The sequence below is a fragment of the Brevundimonas sp. GW821-FHT10E09 genome (genome assembly GCF_058809375.1).
Genome location: NZ_JBXASO010000001.1, coordinates 56,750 through 76,967 on the forward strand (window position 1 = coordinate 56,750; position 20,218 = coordinate 76,967).

21 protein-coding genes are annotated in these 20,218 nt (G+C 68.5%); 13 read left to right on the forward strand and 8 right to left on the reverse strand.

Going from position 1 to position 20,218, the window contains the following annotated elements; translation table 11 throughout:
* Nucleotides 1-72: 72 nt before the first annotated feature.
* Both AC1RSI_RS00235 and AC1RSI_RS00240 read left to right on the forward strand, forming a co-directional pair.
* Complete coding sequence (locus tag AC1RSI_RS00235) at nucleotides 73-1,029, forward strand: flavin reductase family protein (RefSeq protein WP_154725730.1); 957 nt, start codon at nucleotides 73-75, stop codon at nucleotides 1,027-1,029.
* A 74-nt stretch (nucleotides 1,030-1,103) separates the two neighbouring features.
* Nucleotides 1,104-2,288, forward strand: a complete 1,185-nt coding sequence (locus AC1RSI_RS00240) for an acetyl-CoA C-acyltransferase (RefSeq protein WP_008262262.1) — start codon at nucleotides 1,104-1,106, stop codon at nucleotides 2,286-2,288.
* 180 nt (nucleotides 2,289-2,468) lie between these two features.
* Here the strand turns inward: AC1RSI_RS00240 and AC1RSI_RS00245 are convergent, their stop codons facing one another.
* The 3 genes from AC1RSI_RS00245 to AC1RSI_RS00255 all read right to left on the reverse strand — a co-directional run bounded on the left by AC1RSI_RS00245 (nucleotide 2,469) and on the right by AC1RSI_RS00255 (nucleotide 5,461).
* Nucleotides 2,469-3,056, reverse strand: coding sequence for a hypothetical protein (locus AC1RSI_RS00245; protein ID WP_008261883.1), 588 nt, complete (start codon nucleotides 3,054-3,056; stop codon nucleotides 2,469-2,471).
* Nucleotides 3,057-3,122: 66 nt separating this feature from the next.
* A complete protein-coding gene (locus AC1RSI_RS00250) occupies nucleotides 3,123-3,530 on the reverse strand; it encodes a CBS domain-containing protein (RefSeq protein ID WP_008259009.1) in 408 nt (135 codons plus the stop codon).
* 89 nt (nucleotides 3,531-3,619) lie between these two features.
* Nucleotides 3,620-5,461, reverse strand: a complete 1,842-nt coding sequence (locus AC1RSI_RS00255; protein WP_008263708.1) for a vWA domain-containing protein — start codon at nucleotides 5,459-5,461, stop codon at nucleotides 3,620-3,622.
* A gap of 138 nt (nucleotides 5,462-5,599) precedes the next feature.
* Here AC1RSI_RS00255 and AC1RSI_RS00260 point away from each other — a divergent pair, with 138 nt between their 5' ends.
* Together AC1RSI_RS00260 and AC1RSI_RS00265 are read left to right on the forward strand one after the other, a co-directional pair.
* Complete coding sequence (locus AC1RSI_RS00260; protein WP_008260134.1) at nucleotides 5,600-6,412, forward strand: isocitrate lyase/PEP mutase family protein; 813 nt, start codon at nucleotides 5,600-5,602, stop codon at nucleotides 6,410-6,412.
* 59 nt (nucleotides 6,413-6,471) lie between these two features.
* Nucleotides 6,472-8,334: a monovalent cation:proton antiporter-2 (CPA2) family protein gene (locus AC1RSI_RS00265; protein ID WP_008261974.1), complete on the forward strand. Its 1,863-nt coding sequence runs from the start codon at nucleotides 6,472-6,474 to the stop codon at nucleotides 8,332-8,334.
* 4 nt (nucleotides 8,335-8,338) lie between these two features.
* Here the strand turns inward: AC1RSI_RS00265 and AC1RSI_RS00270 are convergent, their stop codons facing one another.
* Complete coding sequence (locus tag AC1RSI_RS00270; RefSeq protein WP_154726950.1) at nucleotides 8,339-8,965, reverse strand: DUF4168 domain-containing protein; 627 nt, start codon at nucleotides 8,963-8,965, stop codon at nucleotides 8,339-8,341.
* A 218-nt stretch (nucleotides 8,966-9,183) separates the two neighbouring features.
* Between AC1RSI_RS00270 and AC1RSI_RS00275 the strand changes: the two genes are divergently transcribed.
* From AC1RSI_RS00275 to AC1RSI_RS00285, 3 genes are read left to right on the forward strand one after another with little or no spacing between them, the layout of a single operon-like run.
* Nucleotides 9,184-10,200: a phospholipase C/P1 nuclease family protein gene (locus tag AC1RSI_RS00275; protein ID WP_154726951.1), complete on the forward strand. Its 1,017-nt coding sequence runs from the start codon at nucleotides 9,184-9,186 to the stop codon at nucleotides 10,198-10,200.
* The gene (locus AC1RSI_RS00280) at nucleotides 10,200-11,669 is read left to right on the forward strand and encodes a tetratricopeptide repeat-containing sulfotransferase family protein (RefSeq protein ID WP_291756213.1); all 1,470 of its coding nucleotides are present in this window, start codon (nucleotides 10,200-10,202) and stop codon (nucleotides 11,667-11,669) included. The genes AC1RSI_RS00275 and AC1RSI_RS00280 overlap by 1 nt, the downstream gene beginning before the upstream one ends.
* A 10-nt stretch (nucleotides 11,670-11,679) precedes the next feature.
* A complete protein-coding gene (locus AC1RSI_RS00285; protein WP_154726954.1) occupies nucleotides 11,680-12,489 on the forward strand; it encodes an RNA methyltransferase in 810 nt (269 codons plus the stop codon).
* A 59-nt stretch (nucleotides 12,490-12,548) separates the two neighbouring features.
* Here the strand turns inward: AC1RSI_RS00285 and AC1RSI_RS00290 are convergent, their stop codons facing one another.
* Nucleotides 12,549-13,385: a hypothetical protein gene (locus AC1RSI_RS00290; RefSeq protein WP_050771669.1), complete on the reverse strand. Its 837-nt coding sequence runs from the start codon at nucleotides 13,383-13,385 to the stop codon at nucleotides 12,549-12,551.
* 377 nt (nucleotides 13,386-13,762) lie between these two features.
* On the opposite strand from AC1RSI_RS00290, the gene AC1RSI_RS00295 reads away from it, so the two are divergent.
* A complete protein-coding gene (locus AC1RSI_RS00295) occupies nucleotides 13,763-14,314 on the forward strand; it encodes an OmpA family protein (RefSeq protein WP_154726356.1) in 552 nt (183 codons plus the stop codon).
* Between the two features lie 60 nt (nucleotides 14,315-14,374).
* Here the strand turns inward: AC1RSI_RS00295 and AC1RSI_RS00300 are convergent, their stop codons facing one another.
* Both AC1RSI_RS00300 and AC1RSI_RS00305 read right to left on the reverse strand, forming a co-directional pair.
* Entirely contained in the window at nucleotides 14,375-15,076 is a 702-nt protein-coding gene (locus AC1RSI_RS00300; RefSeq protein WP_154726357.1) for an NAD-dependent deacylase, read from the reverse strand.
* Nucleotides 15,077-15,271: 195 nt separating this feature from the next.
* Nucleotides 15,272-16,147 (reverse strand): LysR family transcriptional regulator, encoded by an 876-nt coding sequence (locus tag AC1RSI_RS00305; RefSeq protein ID WP_008262851.1) that lies wholly within the window; start codon nucleotides 16,145-16,147, stop codon nucleotides 15,272-15,274.
* A 165-nt stretch (nucleotides 16,148-16,312) separates the two neighbouring features.
* On the opposite strand from AC1RSI_RS00305, the gene AC1RSI_RS00310 reads away from it, so the two are divergent.
* The 5 genes from AC1RSI_RS00310 to AC1RSI_RS00330 all read left to right on the forward strand — a co-directional run bounded on the left by AC1RSI_RS00310 (nucleotide 16,313) and on the right by AC1RSI_RS00330 (nucleotide 19,872).
* Complete coding sequence (locus tag AC1RSI_RS00310; RefSeq protein WP_035308526.1) at nucleotides 16,313-17,419, forward strand: S-(hydroxymethyl)glutathione dehydrogenase/class III alcohol dehydrogenase; 1,107 nt, start codon at nucleotides 16,313-16,315, stop codon at nucleotides 17,417-17,419.
* 18 nt (nucleotides 17,420-17,437) lie between these two features.
* The gene (locus AC1RSI_RS00315) at nucleotides 17,438-17,824 is read left to right on the forward strand and encodes a VOC family protein (protein ID WP_008264038.1); all 387 of its coding nucleotides are present in this window, start codon (nucleotides 17,438-17,440) and stop codon (nucleotides 17,822-17,824) included.
* Entirely contained in the window at nucleotides 17,824-18,657 is an 834-nt protein-coding gene (gene fghA / locus AC1RSI_RS00320; RefSeq protein WP_154726359.1) for an S-formylglutathione hydrolase, read from the forward strand. The genes AC1RSI_RS00315 and fghA overlap by 1 nt, the downstream gene beginning before the upstream one ends.
* 213 nt (nucleotides 18,658-18,870) lie before the next feature.
* Nucleotides 18,871-19,629 carry a DUF4350 domain-containing protein gene (locus tag AC1RSI_RS00325; RefSeq protein ID WP_230307655.1) on the forward strand — a complete coding sequence of 253 codons (759 nt, stop codon included), beginning with the start codon at nucleotides 18,871-18,873 and terminating at the stop codon, nucleotides 19,627-19,629.
* A gap of 15 nt (nucleotides 19,630-19,644) precedes the next feature.
* Nucleotides 19,645-19,872 carry a hypothetical protein gene (locus AC1RSI_RS00330; RefSeq protein WP_035308534.1) on the forward strand — a complete coding sequence of 76 codons (228 nt, stop codon included), beginning with the start codon at nucleotides 19,645-19,647 and terminating at the stop codon, nucleotides 19,870-19,872.
* Nucleotides 19,873-19,881: 9 nt separating this feature from the next.
* On the opposite strand, the gene AC1RSI_RS00335 is transcribed toward AC1RSI_RS00330, so the two are convergent.
* On the reverse strand, nucleotides 19,882-20,178 hold the full coding sequence (locus AC1RSI_RS00335) for a hypothetical protein (protein ID WP_035308536.1): 297 nt from the start codon (nucleotides 20,176-20,178) through the stop codon (nucleotides 19,882-19,884).
* Between the last annotated feature and the right edge of the window lie 40 nt (nucleotides 20,179-20,218).

Below are 20,218 nucleotides of genomic sequence, written 5' to 3' on the forward strand. Positions count from 1 at the left end.
AAGCCATGGTCTCAAGGGGCGGACTTCCTCTATGAGACGCCTCTTCCCCTCCGCACTGGACCGTCCCGCCTCATGATCGCATCGCCGCCCCGGATCGGAGGTCTGGACGTCCAGAGCTGGGGCGATCCCCAGGATCCGGTCGTCCTGCTGATCGGCGCGCCCCAGGGCCTGTCGCCCGATTGGCGGCGGTGGGTGCGGGCCCTGGTCGAGGCCGGGCGGCACGTCCTGCTGGCCGACGCTCTGGAAGCGGGCGACGAAGCGGCCGGCCTGCGCCGCCTGCTGACCGATATCTCGTCGCGGCCCGCCATCCTGTGTTCGGCCCAGACCCTGGCCGCCGTCGTCCCGGCTCTGGTCGTCACCGGCCCGGCCCTGGCCAGTTGCCTGATCGTGGCGGGCGAGGCGCCGGTCGAGGCGACCGCGCCGCTGGACGGCCTGCCGATCCTGACGCTGGATCCCGACGCTCCCGCCGATCCGGGCGAGACGGCCGACGCCGTCATCCTGGCCTTCCTGGAACGCCAGGCCCCGCGCGAGGCCCTGTATTACCAGGCCGGTTCCGATCCCCGCACCCTGCGCGACGCCCTGGGCTGTTTCGCCACTGGGGTGACGGTGGTGACGACCCAGGACGAGGCGGGGCAGCCGGTGGGCCTGACGGCCAACTCGTTCTCCTCGGTGTCGCTCGATCCGCCGCTGATCCTGTTCTGCCTGGCCCGCAGTTCGTCCAATCTGGAGCGGTTCCAGCGGGCGGCGCATTTCGCCATCAATGTGCTGCACATCGGCCAGCAGCCGATGTCGGGCGCCTTCGCCCGGTCCTCGGCCGAACGGTTCGACGGCGTGGCCTGGGAGACCTGGGACACCGGCGCGCCGATCCTGTCCGGCTCGCTGGCCAGTTTCGAATGCGCGACCCATCAGGTGGTCGAGGCCGGGGACCATCTGGTCTTCATCGGCCGGGTCACGCGCGCCCGGTTCGAGCCGCGCCGCGACCCGCTGCTCTATTTCCGAGGCCGCTACCGTCGACTTCACTTCGCCTGATTGCAGCAGGGCGCCCGGTTCACATCGGGCGGTCGGATCGCTATCTCAGAGCCCAAAGCAAGAGGAAACCCGCCATGTCCGCCGATCCCGTCGTCATCGTCTCCTACGCCCGCACGCCGATGGGCGGTTTCCAGGGCGCGCTGTCCGACGCCAAGTCCACCGACCTGGGCGCGACGGCGGTGAAGGCGGCGCTCGAGCGAGCCGGCCTGGACCCGAACAAGGTCGAGCAGATCATCATGGGCTGCGTCCTGCCCGCCGGCCTGGGCCAGGCCCCGGCCCGTCAGGCCGGGATGGGCGCGGGCCTGCCGATCTCGACCGAGGCGACCACGATCAACAAGATGTGCGGCTCGGGCATGCAGGCCGCGATGATGGCGCATGACGCCCTGCTGGCCGGTTCGGCCGAGGTGATCGTGGCGGGCGGCATGGAGTCGATGACCAATGCGCCGTATCTGATGCAGAAGCACCGGGGCGGCGCCCGGATCGGCCACGACGTCATCTCCGACAGCATGTATCTGGACGGTCTGGAAGACGCCTATGAGCCCGGCAAATTGATGGGGCAGTTCGCCGAGGACACGGCCAAGGCCTATCAGTTCACCCGCGAGCAGCAGGACGCCTATGCGACCGAAAGCGCCGGTCGCGCCAAACGCGCCCAGGACAGCGGCGCCTTCGACGCCGAGATCACGCCGGTCGAGGTCAAGACCCGCAAGGGCGTGGTTGTGGTCGATCGCGACGAACAGCCGACCAAGTCCGACCCGTCCAAGATCCCCAATCTGAAGCCCGCCTTCGGCAAGGACGGCACCATCACCGCCGCCTCGGCCGCCTCGATCTCGGACGGCGCCGCCGCCTTGGTCATGATGCGCCAATCGACGGCCCAGGCCCTGGGCCTGACCCCGGTCGCCCGCGTCGTCGCCCAGGCCGCCCACGCCCATGAGCCCAGCCTGTTCACCACCGCGCCGGTCTTCGCCCTGAAGAAGGCCCTGGCCAGGGCGGGCTGGACCGCCGACGACGTCGATCTGTGGGAGGTCAACGAGGCCTTCGCCATCGTGCCGATGATCGCCATGCAGGAGCTGGGCGTCCCCCATGACAAGATCAACGTCAACGGCGGCGCCTGCGCCCTGGGACACCCGCTGGGCGCCTCGGGCGCGCGTGTGCTGACCACCCTGCTGTCCGCGCTCAAGGCGCGCGGCAAGACCAGGGGCATGGCCGCCCTGTGCATCGGCGGTGGCGAGGCCACCGCAATGGGCGTCGAACTGATCTGAGGCGAAACCTGTTTTTCGATCTCGGTCACGCGCGTCAGAAGTCATCGACGTGGACGGACGACGACAGCGACAGCCGCCCTCACTCCACGCTCGGCTGCCCTACCCCTGAGCCTGTGCCGCGAGCCTGACCGCAGCAGGCCGACCCGCTGCGCGACTTGAAAGCTGCGCGGCTCCGCCTGTTCAGCGTTCCGCCAGGCTGGCGTCCGCACCCGGCATGACGCCGCTCGCCCGGGCCGGCGCCGCTTCCAGAATTTCCGTCACAGGTTGAAGCGTGTCGCGGGCCTGGCGCGCCAGGGCCAGAACGGCGGGCGGCGCGTCGTCGGGGCTCTCGGCCACTAGGTCCATCAGACTTTCGGCGAGTTGCATCAGGCGGGGCGCAGCGGCGATCAGCCGGGATTGAAATTCAATACGTTGAGGGTCTCGGTCGTATTCGGCGCCGGGCACGCGCCAACCGCCCCAGTCGGCGGTGTCGGTGACGACCACGGGGTAGGTGCCGGGCTGGGGGTGGTGCAGGCAGTCCTCTTCCGCCTGCCACTTGTTGCGGGCCCGCAGCACGCGCCAGTCGCCGACCTCGGCCCCGGCGGCGTCCGCGGCGGCCATCATCAGTTCGGCGGCGGCGAACTCACGTCCCAGGCCGACGTCGTAGGTGACGCGCACCGGCTCGTCGAAACCCTTGGCCCAGACCGGCTGAACCTTCTCGATGGTGGCCCAGGCGCCCACGCACTCGACCCAGACCTTCTGACCCTTCTGGAACTGCGCGCGCGCCATTCTGATCTCCCACCGTTCAGGGTGCAGAATGGCAGGCGCCGGTTAGCGCGTGGTGAGGGGGGAGGGTTAACGCGAGATGCTCTCCAGCGTCTCGCCGGCGTATTTCTCCTTCACCCGGGTCGACAGGTCGCCCAGCGAGATGACCCCGACGATGCGGCCATGCTTGTCCACCACCGGGGCGCGGCGAATCTGGCGCGACCCCATCAGATCCAGCACGGATTTCAGGTCGTCGGTGTCCAGCACCGTCTGCGGGTCGCGGGTGATGTATTCGACCACGGGCGCGGACGGGGCGGCGCCGGCCGCCAGGGCGCGCACGACGATGTCGCGGTCGGTGATGGCGCCGATCAACTGGTCGCCGTCCGCCACGGGCACGAAGCCGAAATCCCCCTTGGCCATCCGGGCGGCGACCTCCTGAAGCGTGTCGCCGGGGCGGGCGAGGTGGACATCCTTGGTCATGACGTCGCGGATCTTCATGGCGGTCTCCTAGGGTGTAGCGTCACCGTGAAAACCCGCCGCGCACGGCGGGGTTCCGCCGCCGTGCGCCCGCTTGGCGCCGCTCGGCCTTAAGGCGCGCGACGTTCAGGCAGGTCCCTGGCCGCGCGCACCAACTGGACGAACTCGGCCCGGTCGCCCCAGGGATCCTCGCCGCGCGCGCCCTGGGCCTGGGCCAGCACCTGATCCCAGCCGTAGTCGGCGCTCATCCACGGGTCGTTGCGGAGCTTCTGGCCGAACGCGGCGACGGCCAGGGCCCAGCGCGTGGCCTCGGGCGGCTGGGCGCCGGCGGCGCGGCTGGTCAGAGGCTGCTGGATTAGGTCCGACCGGCTGCCGCCCGGCTGTTTGTAGCGGACCTGAATGAAGCCGATCTCACCGTTCGGATCGCCGCCGCCCACGCCGATCCGGTTGTCCGGATAGCGGCGCTCGGGAACCTGGGTCGGTCCGCCGACCGGGGTGATCTCGTACAGGGCCGTGACGCTGGCGCCCGATCCGACCTCGCCCGCGTCGATGCGGTCGTTGGCGAAGTCCGCCTCGTTCAGCAGCCGGGTCTCATAGCCGATCAACCGCCATTCGGCGACGCGGGCGGGATTGAACTCGACCTGGATCTTGACGTCGTCGGCGATGGGGAAGGCGCCCTTGTCGAACATCGGGCCGAACAGGCGCCGCGCGTCGCGCAGGTCGCCCACATAGGCCGCCACGCCGTTGCCCGCCTGGGCGATGGTCTGCATCCGGGCGTCCTGGTAGTTGCCGCGTCCGAAGCCATAGACCGACAGATAGACGCCGGTTCCGCGCTTTTCGGCGACATAGTCTTCCAGCCGCTTGTTGTCGGTGACGCCGACGTTGAAGTCGCCGTCGGTGAACATCAGGATGCGGTTGACCTTGTCACGGGCGAAACTGGCCTGGGCCTGGTCATAGGCGTTGGTCATGCCGGTCGCGCCGGCCGTGCCGCCCGAGGCGCGAAGGCTGGCGACGGCGCAGCGCATTTTCAGCTTCTGGTCGCCGGGCGTGGGCTGCAGGGTCGTGCCCGCACCCTCGGCGTAATAGGTGACCGACAGGGTGTCCTGTGGCCGCAACCGGTCGATGGCCAGGTTCATCGCCTGTTTGGCCAGGTCCAGCTTGTCCGGGCTGCGCATCGAGCCCGAGACATCAACCAGGAAGGTCAGGTTCAGCGGCCGCTGTTCGCCCTGCGGGAGCTCATAACCCTGCAAGCCGATGTGGACGATCTGGCGGCCCCCTCTTTCGGTTCGGGGCGCCCAGGGCGAGGCGACGACGGCCGTGGTGATCGCAAACGGGCGGGCCAGGGACGTCGGGCGGGCGTAGCCATAGTCGAAGGCGTTGATCAGTTCCTCGACCCGCACCGCGTCCGCCGGAGGGCTGCGGCCCTCGTCGATGAAGCGGCGGACATTGGAATAGGCGGCCGTGTCCACGTCGATCGAGAAGGTGGAGACCGGCTGGTCCGCCGTCCGCTTGACCGGATTGGGCGTGGCGTCGGGATAGGTTTCGGTGTCGGACGGGGCTGGGGCGCCGGGCATGATGCGCGATCCGGTCACGACCACGGCGTTGAGCGGAGCCTGCCCCGGTGCGGCGGCGACCACCGCCGGACGCATGGGTGCTGGCGGGGCCGGCGGCGGGGGAGGAGGAGGAGGTGGCGGTGGCGGAGGCACGCCCTCGATGCGGCTCTGCGTCGGGGCCGGGATCGGCGTCGGCCGGACGGGGCTGGTCAGATGTTGCATCGGTTCGCCCGGCGGGGACAGGACGAAGCCCAAGGGCGCACAGGCGGCCGGCGTGGCCTCGCCGTCCAATGACGGGCGTTGGGGCTGGGCCAGGGCGAAGGTGGGAACCGCGAAGGGCGGCGCCGCGACGGACAGGCCCAGGGTGGCGGCGACGGCGATCCTGACGAGACGCGGCATGGCTTCCTCCGGTTGTTCTGGGCGCTACTCCGCTTGTCGCCTGAGGCGAAACTGTGGCGCCGCATTTTGACGGCGTCCGAAAATCGCCAGAACGGGCGCGGCTTCCGTGTCAGATCGCAAATCAGACAGGAGTTGCTCATGATGGATCAGACACGTCTCGCTCAGGCCTTCCGGGAACGGCACCGTTCAGGCGGATTGATCTTGCCGAACTGCTGGGACGCAGCCAGCGCGCGCATCTTCCAGGCCGCCGGATTTGACGCGGTCGCAACGACCAGCGCGGGGGTCGCCTGGTCGCGGGGCGTTCGTGACGGCGAGGGGCTGGGGCGCGAGGATATGATGCGGGAGGTCGCCGCCATCGCCCGCGCCACAACTCTACCGTTCAACGCCGATGTCGAGGCCGGCTACGGTCCGAGCCAGGCGGATGCGGCGGAGACGGCCCGCGCGACCTGGGCGGCCGGAGCGGTGGGACTCAATTTCGAAGACGTCGACTACGCCGCCCCCCGCGTCTTGATGACGATCCCGGATCAGCAAGCGCGGATCGCGGCCATCCGCGCCGCAACGCCTGAAGTGGTGATCAACGCTCGCACGGACGTCTTCCTGTTGGGGCTTGGCGACAGCGAGGCAGAGCGGATCGATATGGCGGTCGAACGGGGACGAGCCTGGCTGGCGGCGGGAGCGGACGTGGTCTTTCTGCCCGGCGCAATCGACCCCGTCGTCGTGGCCCGTCTAGCGCAAGGCATCGGCGGGCCGATCAGTCTGATGGCGGGGCCTGACGCGCCCCCGGCCTCGATCCTCTTCGCGGCGGGGGCCTGCCGGATCAGCACAGGCCCCTATCCGATGCTTGCGGTTCTGGAACGACTGAAGACCTTGGCCGATGGGCTCGCAAAGGATTGGAAGGTCATGTCGCCGGCGGGCGACGGTCTGGCGAGTATCGGCGCCGTCTTCGGCTGATCGGGCTCGCAAAATCTGCCCAGCTTCCCCACTATCAGCTTTCACCAACAGGGGATGTGATGGCCGAGGCGACGACGGGACTGGATCTGGGCGCGGCTGCGGCCCTGCTAGCGGCGGGCGTCATCGCCGTGCCGGTGTTCAAGCGCGTCGGTCTGGGCTCGGTGCTCGGCTATCTGGCGGCAGGTCTGGCCATCGGGCCGTTCGGCCTGAAACTGTTTCAGGAGCCCGAGACCATTCTTCATGTCGCCGAGTTCGGCGTGGTCATCTTCCTGTTCATCATCGGGCTGGAGATGCGGCCCAAACGGCTGTGGGGGCTGAGGAAAGAGATCTTCGGCCTGGGCGCGGCCCAGGTGCTGTTCTGCGGCCTGATCCTGACCCTGACCGCTATGCTGGCCGGCTTTTCGGCGCCGGTCGCCTTTGTCGGGGCCATGGGCTTCGTCCTGTCGTCCACCGCCGTCATCATGCAGATGCTGGAGGAGCGGGGCGAGATCGCGGGCGGGCCCGGACAGCGGTCCGTCTCCATCCTGCTGCTGGAAGACCTGGCCATCGTGCCGTTGCTGGCCATCGTCGCCGTCCTGGCCTCGGTGCTGGGCGTTGCGAACGAACAGGCGCCGCCGTTGTGGCAGACCATCGGCTTCGCGGTGGCGGCGGTCGGCGGCGTGCTGCTGGCGGGCAAATATCTGGTCAATCCGATCTTCCGCCTGCTGGCCCGTTACGGCGGTCGCGAGGTGATGACGGCGGCGGCCCTGCTGGTCGTGGTCGGCGCCGCCTGGGCCATGTCGCTGGGCGGACTGTCCATGGCCATGGGCGCCTTCCTGGCAGGCGTCCTCCTGTCCGAATCCACCTTCCGCCACCAGCTGGAAGCCGATGTGGAGCCCTTCCGCGCCATTCTGCTGGGTCTGTTCTTCCTCAGCGTCGGCATGTCCCTGGATCTGTCGGTGGTGGTCGCCGACTGGCGTCTGGTGGTCGGCGGCGTGATCGCCTTCATGGCGGTCAAGGCGCTGGGCATCTATGCCGTCGCCCGCCTGTTCAAGGCCTCGCACCACGAGGCGGTCGAGCGGGCGGCCCTGTTCGCCCAAGGCGGCGAGTTCGCCTTCGTCCTGTATGGCGCGGCGGTGACGGCGGGTCTGTTCGACGCCCAGATCGGCGCCATGCTGTCGGCCATCGTCATCCTGTCCATGGCCCTGACGCCGCTGACCAGTCTGCTGACCCAGCGCCTGCTGCCCAAGCCGACCCTGTCGGCCGAGGACGCCGAGGGGGTGGACTTCGCCAAGGACCTGCGCGGCCAGGTTCTGATCATCGGCTTCGGCCGTTTCGCCCAGGTCGTGTCACAGCCCTTGCTGGCGCGGGATGTGGACGTCTCGATCATCGAGAACGACGTCGAGATGATCCAGGCCGCCTCGCAGTTCGGGTTCAAGGTCTATTATGGCGACGGCGCCCAGCTGCACACGCTGCGGGCCTCGGGTGCGGACGAGGCCGAGATCGTCCTGGTCTGCGTCGACAAGCCCGAGGTCGCCGATCGCATCGTCGAACTGGTCAAGTCCGAGTTCCCGACGACCAAGATCATGGCCCGCGCCTTCGACCGGGGCCATTCCATGCGGCTGATCCAGGCCGGGGTCGACTATCAGATCCGCGAGACCTTCGAGTCCGCATTGAAGTTCGGCGAGCGCGCCTTGATCGAACTGGGCATGGACGAGGGCCAGGCGGCCGAGGCCATCGGCGACGTCCGCCGCCGCGACGAGGCGCGTCTGGACCTGCAGCTGACCGGCGGCATCAAGGCCGGGCGCCAACTGATGCGCGGCAATATGCCGACGCCGCAACCCGCTCCCTATGTGAAGCCGCGTCGCGAAGGCCGACTGCTGAACGAGGACGAGGCGGGTCCGGCCGCACCGGACACACGGCGCGAACCCGCCGAGACCTGACGCCCTATTGGGCGCCGGCCTCCTGTTGTCGCGCGCCGATCAACTCAGCCCGGGCCCGCAGACCGGCGTCCTGGGACACGGCGGTGGCGACGGCGTTGAAACGGTCCACCGCCAGGCCGGACCCCTCGACCGCCGCCGTCAGCTGGGCGCTCTGTTCCGGGGTGGCCTGGCCGTTCTGGACGTTGGCGGTGACGGCGCGAATCTTGGTCATGGCTTCGACGAACTGGCGCAGTTCCGCATCGCTGACGCCGGCCGCGACCGATCCGGGAGCAGGCTTCGGCGCCTTCATGGCGTTGATGCGGGCGTTGATCACCGGGCTTTCGGCGGCGGCGTTGGAGATGGCGTTGAAGCGCACGACCTCAAGGCCGGACTCCTGAACCGCAGCCGCCATTTCGGCCTGTTGTTCGGGCGTCGGCTGGGCGCCGTTCAGGGTGTCGCTGACCGCGCGGACGCGGGTGATGGCGACATCGTACTTGCGCAATTCTTCGTCGGTGAAGTCGGCTGCGCCCGGGGCAGGCGCCGCGGTCGGGGCGGTCTGGCCCGAGGCTTCATAAGGGGTTTGGGCGTGTGCGCCGGCGGCGGTCAGCAGAGCGACGGCGGAAGCAAAAAGAGCGAGGCGGGGCGCGCGCATGGTGCGTGGTCCTTTCGATCTGGCGTCCACTTATGCCGTGCAAGGACGGCGACGACGCAATCACGTCATCGCTCCCCGATGGCTGTGGCGCCTGCAAGGATAAAGGAGCGGGGAGCCCGCTTAATCTAGGCGTTCGCGGCGTGATCGCCACCCCGGCGGGCTGGAGAGCCGATCAAGGATACGTTAGACGGGCGTGATCTCACTGAGGTTTGTCCGTCATGAAACGTCTCGTCATCGCCGCCCTGGCCCTCGTCGCCGTCGCCACCCCCGCCGTGGTCGACGCCTGGGGCAACACCGGCCACCGGCTGATCGGGATCGCCGCAATGCGCGCCCTGCCGGCCGACATGCCGGGCTTTCTGAAGACGCCCGGCGCCATCGCCGACGTCGGCGAGCTGGCGCGCGAACCCGACCGCTGGAAGGGCGCGGGCCAGCCCCACGACCGCGAACGCGACACCGCCCATTTCATCGACCTGGACGACGCCGGCCATGTCTTCGACCCGCGCGGCATGCCCCTGGCCGAACTGCCCCGTCTGAAGTCGGAATACGACGCCGCCCTGACCAGGGCCGGTCTGGACGTCGATGACGCCGGCTATCTGCCCTACGCCATGATCGACGCCTGGCAGAATCTGGGCCGCGATTTCGCCTACTGGCGCGTGCTGAACGCCGCCGAAAGACGTGAGACCAATATGGAGCGCCAGGCCTGGTACCGGGCCGACCGCCTGCGCCGCGAGGCCCTGATCCTGCGCGACATCGGGGTCATGGGCCACTATGTCGGCGACGGGTCGCAACCCCATCACACGACGATCCACTACAATGGCTGGGGCGAGTTCCCGAACCCCGAAGGCTTCACCAATTCGCGCCAGACCCATGCCTTGTTCGAAGGCGCCTTCACCAACCGCGTCGCCCGCCTGGACGCGGTCGAGGCCGCCATGCCGGCCGCCGATCTGGACGGTTTCGACGTCAAGGCGCGCACCGTCTCCTATCTGACCGCCACCCTGGGCACGGTCATCCCCTTCTACCGGCTGGAGAAAGCCGGGGCTTTCCGCGACAGCGATCCGCGCGGCGCCGCCTTCGTCAATGAGCGTCTGGCGGCCGGCGCCGCCGAACTGCGCGACTTCATCGCCACCGCCTGGACCGCCTCGGGCAGCGCCTCCATCGGCTGGCCCGCCGTCAAGGTCGCCGAGGTCGAGGCCGGAACCGTCGATCCCTGGATCGCCATGGTCGGTGAAGACTGATGTCCGACGCACACCAAGTCCGCCTGGCGCAAGGCGCGACCCTCGAGCGCCAAGGGCGCATCCCCGAGGCCGTGGTCCTCTATCAATCCGTCGTGGCCGAGCGACCGGAACTGGGCGACGTCTGGTACGATCTGGGGCGGCTTCTGAGGCGTATGCGTCGCCTTGACGACGCCCTGACCGCCTATGACCAGGCCCTGGCCCAGGGCGCGCGCGATCCGCAGGAAATCCACCTGAACCGCGCCGTGATCTTCGCAGAGGATCTGAACCGACCAGATGCGGCCGAGACCGAACTAAGGACCGCCCTCGCCATTGCGCCCGCCTATGCGCCCGCCTGGCTCAACCTGGGCAATCTGCATGAGGACGCCGGGCGACGCGACGAGGCGCGGCAGGCCTATGAGTCCGTCCTGGCCATAGATCCCGGCCATGGAACCGCCCTGGCGCGGCTGGCGGTCTTGCAGACGGCGACGACGCCGGACGATCCCCTGATCGGTCGGCTGCGATCCGCCCTGGCCGCCACCCCGGAAGGGCTGGAACAGGCGGACCTGGGTTTCGCCCTGGGACGAATCCTGGATGTGGCGGGCGACTACGACGCCGCCTTCGACGCCTATGTCGCCGCCAACCAGGCGAGCGCGGCCCTGGCTCGGGCCAAGGGCGTCGTCTATGATCCCGCCAAGGCCGAGGCCTTTGTCGATCGTCTGATCGCCGCGACGCCGGCGCCGGTGACTGGGCTGGACGACGACGATCCCTCGGCCGCGCCGATCTTCATCTGCGGCATGTTCCGCTCCGGTTCGACCCTGGTCGAGCGCATCCTGGGCGGACACAGCGGCGTGCGCGCCGGTGGAGAGCTGGACCTGCTGCCGACCCTGGCCGCCAACGTCTTCAATCCCTTCCCCGAGGCCCTGGGCGTGTTTGACGACGCCAGCCGGCGCAAGATCCGCGACGTCTATCTGAACGCCGTGCGCGAGCGCGTGCCCGGCGTCGGCGTCGTCACGGACAAGCGGCCGGACAACATCCTCTACATCGGCCTGGCCAAGACCCTGTTCCCCAAGGCCCGGATCATCCACACCGTGCGCAATCCGATCGACAACGCCTTGTCGGTCTTCTTCCTGCACCTGTCCTACGACATGGCCTATGCGCTGAACCTGGAGCACGCCGCCCATTGGACGGCCCAGGAACGACGGCTGGCGGCGCACTGGAAGTCGGTCTGGCCGGACGACGTGCACGAGGTCGACTATGACGACCTGGTGGCGCGGGGCGAGCCGGCCGTGCGCGATCTGGTGGCGGCCTGCGGCCTGGCGTGGGAGCCGTCGGTGATGGACTTCCATCAGCGCCAGGGGCCGGTCCGCACCGCCAGCGTCTGGCAGGTGCGCGAGCCCCTGTACGCCCGTGCCTCAGGGCGGTGGAAGAACTATGCGCCGCGCCTGGACGATCTGCGCGCCGCTCTGGCCCGTTACGGTCTGGACGAGTAGGGAGGCGGCCATGTCCGCTTCTTCCGAATTCGCCCCCCCCGACCTTACGCCCCCCGCCGTCATCCTCGACAAGTCCCAGATGGCCGAGAATATCGGCGCCGTGGCGCGGGTGATGGCGAACTTCGGCCTGTCGGATCTTCGTCTCGTCACGCCGCGCGACGGCTGGCCCCAGGAACGGGCCTGGGCCACGGCCTCGGGCGCCGACTGGGTGCTGGAAGGGGTGCGGGTGTTCGACAGCGTCGCCGAAGCGGTGGCCGACCTGAACACCGTCTTCGCCACCACCGCGCGCCCGCGCGAGACGCGCCAGCCGGTCCGCACCCCGCGCGAGGCCGGCCGCATCCTGTATGACGACACGGCCTCGGGCCTGAAGACCGGCCTGTTGTTCGGCGGCGAGCGGGCGGGGCTGGAGACGACCGACATCGCCCTGTGCGCCGGCATCGTCACCATTCCCATCGACCCGAAACACCATTCGCTGAACCTGGCCCAGGCGGTGGCGATCAACGCCTATGAGTGGCGGACCCTGATCCTGGACGCCCCGCCGCCGCGCTTCCGCGACAGTGAGCCGCCGGCGTCGAACGACCTGCTGGTCGGCATGTACGAACATCTGGAGGCGGAGCTGGAGCTCGGCGGCTTCTTCTATCCTCCCGAGAAGAAGCGTTCGATGAGCCAGAACCTGCGGGTCATGCTGGGCCGCGCCGCCTTTTCCGAACAGGAGGTCGCCACCATGCGCGGCGCCATCCACGCCCTGGCCAAGGGACGGGGGCGTGTGCTGGCCAAGCTGGCGGCCGAGCGGGCGGCGAAGGGGAATACGAGCGAATAAGGAGTCGCTCCTTCTCCCCGTCATCCTCGGGTTAAGCCCGAGGATGACGCAAGAGGTCGTCACCCCGCCCCCAGCAGATCCGACCAGCGCCAGCTGCCCTTGCCCAGGGCGATGCGCGCGCCGTCGGCGCCGTCCTCAAGCTTCAGCACGGCCAGGCCTGTCATCCGCTGGGTCCTGCACTCGGCCGGGGCGAAGGCGACCTCCAGGGCGATGGCCTGGCGCACCCCGGCCAGACCCTTGCCGGACTGGTTGCGGCTTTGCAGCCAGTCGCCGTTCCAGACCAGGATGGCCCGGCCCGAGGCGTTCATCTCCTCGCTGGCGGCGATGACGGCGCGGCGCACGGCGGCGTCGTCACGCACGGCGTCCTGAACCCAGCGGACCATGTCGCAAGTCCCGCCGCCCGAGCCTGATCCGGCGCCGGATCCGCCCGTCCCGCCGGCTCCGCCCACGCCGTTTCCAGCGCCGCCGCCCGGACCCGATCCAACCGTGGCGGCGCCGGCCAACTGAGCCGCGCCCAGCAGGGGCAGGGGCGGTCCCGGCGGCGCGGGGGCGGCGGGCAGGGGCTCGACATCCGGCGGCGGCTTGGCGACGACTTTTCGGGGACGCGCTGCGGCCACGGCGGGCGGTCGAAGCTGGGGCGCGGGTTTGGGCGGCGCCGGGGTCTGAGCCGCTGCGGCCGGCGCGTCGGGCGTCGGCGCCGGATCGGGCGCGGGGATGGGGGTGGGCGGAGGCGGCGGCTCGACCAATTCGACCATCACCGGCGCCGCTTCATGGGGCGTCGCGAGCGGTTCCGGCCGCGCGGCTGTCATGACCAGCACCAGGGCCGCATGGCCAGCGACGACGCAGGCGGTCGCCAGGGGCCAGCGCCGGGTCCGGTCGGGCCGCGCGGCGCTCAATCGCCGATCCGTGATGTGTCGAAGATGATCGGTCGCATGGTCATCCGTCACCAATCCCTGTAAAAAATCACGACGCCCTGTTGAAAACATTCGGTCGCGGCAGGAAGGTGGCGTGGTTGCGAATACAACCGCCCGCTGTTCAAGATCAGCGATAGATCAGTTCATCCGCCACAGGGCGTAGCCTGTTGGCGGGCTAACGTGCCAGCTCGCGATCCGGTTCCGATCTGACGCAATAATCATGCGAATTCGTTACGGATTATATGGCTAAGCTGACATTTTCCGGCCCAAAGCACGTCATTACTCCGCCTTGTCGCCTACGCCATTTTCATCTGGCGCATGAACTGGGTGTGGCGCCCCCGGCAAGAAGGAGACAGAACTTGAGCAGATCGAAACTCAGGACGGCGGTCGTCGGCGGCGCCCTCATCGCCCTCGGCTTTGCGGCCAGCGGCTGCGCCAGCCATCGTTTCGTGCGTGATCAGGTCGAGGTGGTGGACACCCGCGTCACCGGGGTCGAAGGCACTGCGGGCCAGGCCCTGCAACGCGCCAACGACGCCCACAAACTGGCCGAGGGCAAGTTCCTCTATCAGGTCGTCCTGTCGGACGATTCCGTGAAGTTCCCGACCGACGCCTCGGCCCTGTCGCCTGAGGCCGAGCAGCGCCTGGCCCAGTTCGTCCAACGCCTGCGCGACGAGAACAAGAACGTCTATCTGGAAATCCAGGGCTATACCGACGCCACCGGCCCGGTCGAACACAACAACCAGCTGGGCGAGCAGCGCGCCGAGGCCGTGCGTCGCTTCCTGAACCGCCAGGGCGTCGCCTTGAACCGGATGTCGACCATCTCCTACGGTCCGGAAGAGCCGGTCGCCTCCAACGACACCCCCGAGGGCCGGTCGCAGAACCGCCGCGTGACCATCGTGGTCCTCGCCTAAGCGCTTTCAGCCCTCAAGGCCTGAACGGCGGCCGCATCGCAGCGGCCGCCGTTTTCGCATCTACAGGGCGTCGAAGAAGGCGGGCAGGACTTGCGTCGCGGGGCCATAGACGCCTTCGTCGAACAGGTGCACCCCTTGCGTCGGCGCCAGGTTGATCTCGACCGTCCGCGCCCCCGCGTATCGCGCCGACTGCACGAACCCCGCCGCCGGATAGACCGCGCCCGAGGTGCCGATGGAGACGAACAGGTCACAGGTCTCCAGCGCCGTCTCGATCCGCTCCATGGCTAACGGCATCTCCCCGAACCAGACGACGTGCGGCCGCATCCGCCCCTGCGGATGATGCGGCGAGGCTTCGTCGGCCGCCATGTCGCCGGCCCAGTCCATCACCACCCCCGACCGGGTGCAGCGGGCCTTCAGCAGTTCGCCGTGCATATGGATCAGTTCGAACCCGGCGCCCGGCGGGGCCTCGGCGTGCGCCCGGTCGTGCAGATCATCCACGTTCTGCGTCACCAGCAGGAAATCCCCCTCCCACCGCGCCGCCAGCTCGGCCAGGGCGCGATGGGCGGCGTTCGGCTGAACCTGCGCCAACTGCCGCCGCCGCTGGTTATAGAAGTCCTGCACCAGGGCGGGATCCGCCGCATAGCCCTCCGGCGTCGCCACAGCCTCGACCCTGTGGCCGCACCACAGACCATCCTCGGCTCGAAATGTGGGCACGCCGCTTTCGGCCGATATGCCGGCGCCGGTCAGGACGACGAGGTTCATGATGCGATTGTTTGCCTGACCTGCGGCTCGGTCAGCAAGCGCCAAAATTCGCCAGAAAGGCGGCGTAGTCGGGCCGGCCAAGAATCCATCGGCGCGCGATGTTGTTCCAGCCGTTCCGGGTCCTCTGTCGGCGCAGGGACCCCCGCAGCTGGATCAGACGATCGTTGCGCGTGGACGATGCAGGCCCGTGATGTGTCAAGCCGCCAGGCTGGCGCGCAGATGGTCGATCATCAGCCGCACCTTGGGGGGGACATGGCGGCGGTGCGGATGGACGGCCCAGACGCCTTCATCGGGCGGACGGTGCTCGGTCAGCAGGGCGGTCAGGACGCCGGCGCGTAGCGGCTCGGTGACATAGAAGTCCGGCAGTTGGCACAGGCCCAGCCCCTGGATCGCAGCATCCAGCACGGCGGCGCCCGAGTTGCAGCGCCATCGGCCCTGGGGACGGAAACTGGTTTCGCGCCCCGCCTCGCTGAAGCGCCAGTGTTCCGATGATCCGGTCAGCAGATCGTGGGCCGGCAGTTCGGACAGGTCCCGCGGCGCGCCCCGCCGGGCCAGATAGGCAGGCGCGGCGCACAGGATCAGTCGCCGTGACGCCAGTCGTCGGGCGATCAGTCGCGAGTCCGTCAGATGCCCGAACCGGATCGCCAGATCATAGCCGTCGCCGACAAGGTCGCGCAGCCGATTATCCAGGTCCAGCTCGATCGACAGCTCGGCATGATCGCGGGCGAAGCGGTTGACCGCCGGGGCCACGAAGCGCTCGCCATAGGAGACCGAACAGGTCATCCGCAGCAGGCCGCGCGGGGCGCTGTCATCCGGCTGAACGGCCGCCAGGGCCTCGTCCCTTTCGTCGATCAGCCGGCGACAACGCGCCAGGAAATCGCGGCCTGCATCAGTCAGTTCGACCCGGCGGGTCGTGCGGTTCAGCAGCCGGGTCTGCAGTCGGTCCTCCAATCGCGCGATCTCTCGGCTGACCGCAGAGGTGGAAAGGCCCAGCCGCTTCGCCGCCGTCGAGAAACTGGCCTGTTCAGCCACCGCCGTGAATTCGTCGATCCCGTCCCAACGACTGCTCATACGGAAGGTCCAACACGATTGTCCCTGCCTGGCAATAATGTTTTGCGTTTATCGCCGTTTCATCGATGCCGGGAGCGGCCTAGAACAGGATCACATCATCCAGCCTGTTCCTCATGTAGCAAGCCGCGCGCGGCGAGCGGTAGGGACGTCCGAAGGACCAAAATTATGAAAACCCGCGCCGCCGTCGCCTTTGAGGCCAAACGTCCGCTCGAGATCGTCGAGGTCGATCTGGAGGGGCCGCGCGCCGGCGAGGTGCTGATCGAGATCAAGGCCACCGGCATCTGCCACACCGACGCCTATACGCTGGACGGCCTGGACTCCGAGGGCATCTTCCCCAGCATTCTTGGCCACGAGGGCGCGGGCGTGGTGGTCGAGGTGGGGCCGGGCGTGACCTCGGTCGCCGTCGGCGACCACGTGATCCCACTGTACACGCCCGAGTGCCGCCAGTGTAAGTCGTGCCTGTCGCGCAAGACCAACCTGTGCACCTCGATCCGCGCCACCCAGGGCAAGGGGCTGATGCCCGACGGCACGTCGCGCTTCAGCTACAAGGGCCAGGCCATCGCCCACTACATGGGCTGCTCGACCTTCTCGAACTTCACCGTCCTGCCCGAGATCGCGGTGGCGAAGATCCGCAAGGACGCGCCGTTCGACAAGGCCTGCTACGTCGGCTGCGGCGTGACCACCGGCGTCGGGGCCGTGGTCAACACGGCCAAGGTCGAGCCAGGCGCCAACGCCGTGGTCTTCGGCCTGGGCGGCATCGGCCTGAACGTCATCCAGGGGCTGAAGATGGTCGGGGCCGACATGATCGTCGGCGTCGATCTGAACCCCGACAAGGAAGAGTGGGGCCGTCGCTTCGGCATGACCCATTTCGTCAATCCGAAGGACGTGCCGGACGTGGTGGCCCATCTGGTCGAACTGACCGGCGGCGGCGCCGACTACACCTTCGACTGCACCGGCAACACGGTGGTCATGCGCCAGGCGCTTGAGGCCTGTCACCGCGGCTGGGGCGAGAGTATCGTCATCGGCGTGGCCGAGGCGGGCAAGGAGATCGCCACCCGCCCGTTCCAGCTGGTCACGGGCCGGGTGTGGCGCGGCTCGGCCTTCGGCGGCGCGCGCGGCCGCACCGACACGCCGAAGATCGTCGACTGGTACATGGACGGCAAGATCGAGATCGACCCGATGATCACTCACACCTTCCCGCTGGAAGAGATCAACAAAGCCTTCGACCTGATGCACGCCGGAGAGAGCATCCGGTCTGTGGTGGTCTTCTAGTTCAAGGGAGAGAGACGCATGTTCACCCACGTCACCGTCGGCGCCAACGATATCGAGGCGTCGCGCCGCTTCTATGACGCCGCTCTCGGCGCTCTCGGCATCGACTCCGCTCAGGGGCCGGATCCCAAGGGCCGCTACTGGTGGCGCACGGCGCACGGCGCCTTCGCCGTGGGCAAGCCGATCGACGGCGAGCCGGCCTGTCACGCCAACGGCGGCACCATCGGTTTTGCGGCCAAGGACACGGCCATGGTCGACGCCTTCCACGCGGCAGGCGTCGAGGCCGGCGGAGCCACGATCGAAGATCCGCCCGGCCTGCGCCAGGGCGCGTTCGGGAAACTGTATCTCGCCTATCTGCGCGATCCCTCGGGCAACAAGATCTGCGCCATGCACCGGGTCGTCGACTGATGCAGACCACCAAGACCCACATCGTCCACGGCGGAACCCTGCGCTATCTGAAGCACGACAGCGCCGTGACCGGCACGCCGATGACCCTGTCGGTCTTCACGCCGGGCGGGCAGGGGCCGTTCCCGGTGCTGATCTGGCTGTCGGGCCTGACCTGCACCGAGGACAATTTCACCACCAAGGCCGGCGCCTACCGCGCCGCCGCCGAGCACGGCGTCATCATCGTCGCGCCCGACACCTCGCCGCGCGGCGAGGGTGTGGCCGATGATCCGGCCTATGACCTGGGCCAGGGCGCGGGCTTCTATGTCGATGCAACCCAGACGCCCTGGGCTCCGCACTTCCGCATGGAGTCCTATGTCACGGACGAACTGATCTCCCTGATCGACGCCGAATTCCCCACTACAGGCGCCCGGTCGATCTCGGGCCATTCCATGGGCGGCCACGGCGCCCTGACCCTGGCGCTGCGCCATCCCGACCTGTTCCGCTCGGTCTCGGCCTTCGCCCCCATCTGCTCGCCGACCCGCTGCCCCTGGGGCGAAAAGGCTTTCACCGCCTATCTGGGCGAGGACCGGGCCGAATGGGACCGCCACGACGCCGCCAGACTGATCGAGGCCGGCGCCGCCAAGTCTGTCTACGACGACATCCTGATCGACCAGGGCGACGCCGACAGCTTCCTGACCGACCAGCTCAAGCCCGAACTGCTCCAGGCCGCCGCCGACGCCGCCGGTCAGAAGGTCACCATCCGGCTGCAGCCCGGCTACGATCACTCCTACTTCTTCATGACCAGCTTCATCGCCGACCACATCGCCTTCCACGCTGAACGGCTGAAGGCCTGAGGATGATGCGCCTCGGCTCGGTCCTGATGCTGGGGCTGCTCGTGGCCTTAAACGCCTCTTTGGCCGCAGCGCAGGAACAGGCGGGCGATCTCGACTGGCGTCCGCAGGTCGCCGTTCCAGCCTATACGGCTGATGGACCCCCTGATCCGTGTCGATCAGGGGCATGGAAGCCTTCAGACTATCGACGGCCGATATGCCGGGTTTGCCGCCCTCATGCGGGCCGACGGCTATCGGGTTGACGCGGGGCGCGGGCGACTGGATGCGCCGGGCGCGCTGGATGGGGTCGCGGTGCTGGTGATCGCCAACGCCGCCAGCTCCGAGAACGGCTCTCGCGTTTCGGCCTTTGACGAGGCCGAGATCGAGGCCCTGGCGCGGTGGGTCGCACTTGGCGGTTCCCTGCTGCTTGCCGTCGATCACGCGCCGCATGGAACGGCGGCCGAAGCGCTGGGCGCTCGGTTCGGCGTGACGATGGGCAAGGGTTACGCCTTTCAATCTGTTCGCAACGACGTGACGGCCAATCTGGTCTTTCCGCGACAGGCGCTGGGGGATCACCCGATTATCGCCGGTCGTGGGGGCGGCGAGGGCGTGCAGATCGTCAACACCTTCACCGGCCAGTCCCTCAAGGGGCCCGACGGATCGACCGTGTTGCTGGCGATGAGCGACAACGCGTTCGAAGCGCCGGATCTCGCCACCCTTCAGGCGATTCGGCAGCGCCTGCGCGCGGGCGAGGATGTGGATGTCGTGACGGCGGAGCTGGCGCGGCCCGCCCTGCCGGCCCAGGGGCTTGCCTTCCCGTTCGGCGCGGGCAGGGTCGTGGTGCTGGGTGAAGCCGGCATGCTGACCGCGCAGATCGTGCGTTTCCCTGACCAGCCGGACCGCGCACCCTATCGCTTTGGCCTGAACACCGACGGCCATGACGACCGGCAGTTCGCACTGAACCTGATGCACTGGCTGTCGCGTCTCATCCCCTGATGCTAGAGGGGCGCGATGAGCGCCACCGATCCCTATGAGCCGATGTTTTCCGCCCTGTGCCGCGAGGTGGGCTTCTGTCTGCATGAGAAGGGACAAAAGCGCGTGATCGCCGCACTGCCGAACGGGCTGGACGCCGCCGTCCGCGCCGTCTTCGCCGCCGAGGGCGTGGACGAGCCCAATGCGCCGGGCGACGTCAAGCGCGCCGTGCGCGAATGCCTGAAGGCGAACTTGCCCGTCGGCTGACTTTATCCCTTACGGCGTCGGCACGATCTCGGTCGTTGTTCCTGACGGCGTCGTGACGGTGCGGGTGGTGACGGGCTCCTTGCCTGTTTCCTCTACGGTCGTGGTCGTGGTCGTTGAGGACCGAACGGTATGAGTGATCGTGCAGGTCTTGCCGCCATAGTTGTCGACGCCGACTGCGGGTTCCTGGGTGCAGGTCGGCGTCTGGTTGGCCAGATCGGTCGCGGCCTGATCCAGCGCCCGCAAACTGGTGCAACCGCTTCCGGAAACGGCCAGCGCCGTCAGGGCGATGAATCCGATGCGCGACATGACAGCCTCCGATTGACGTATGGACAATCGTTCGTCTTGT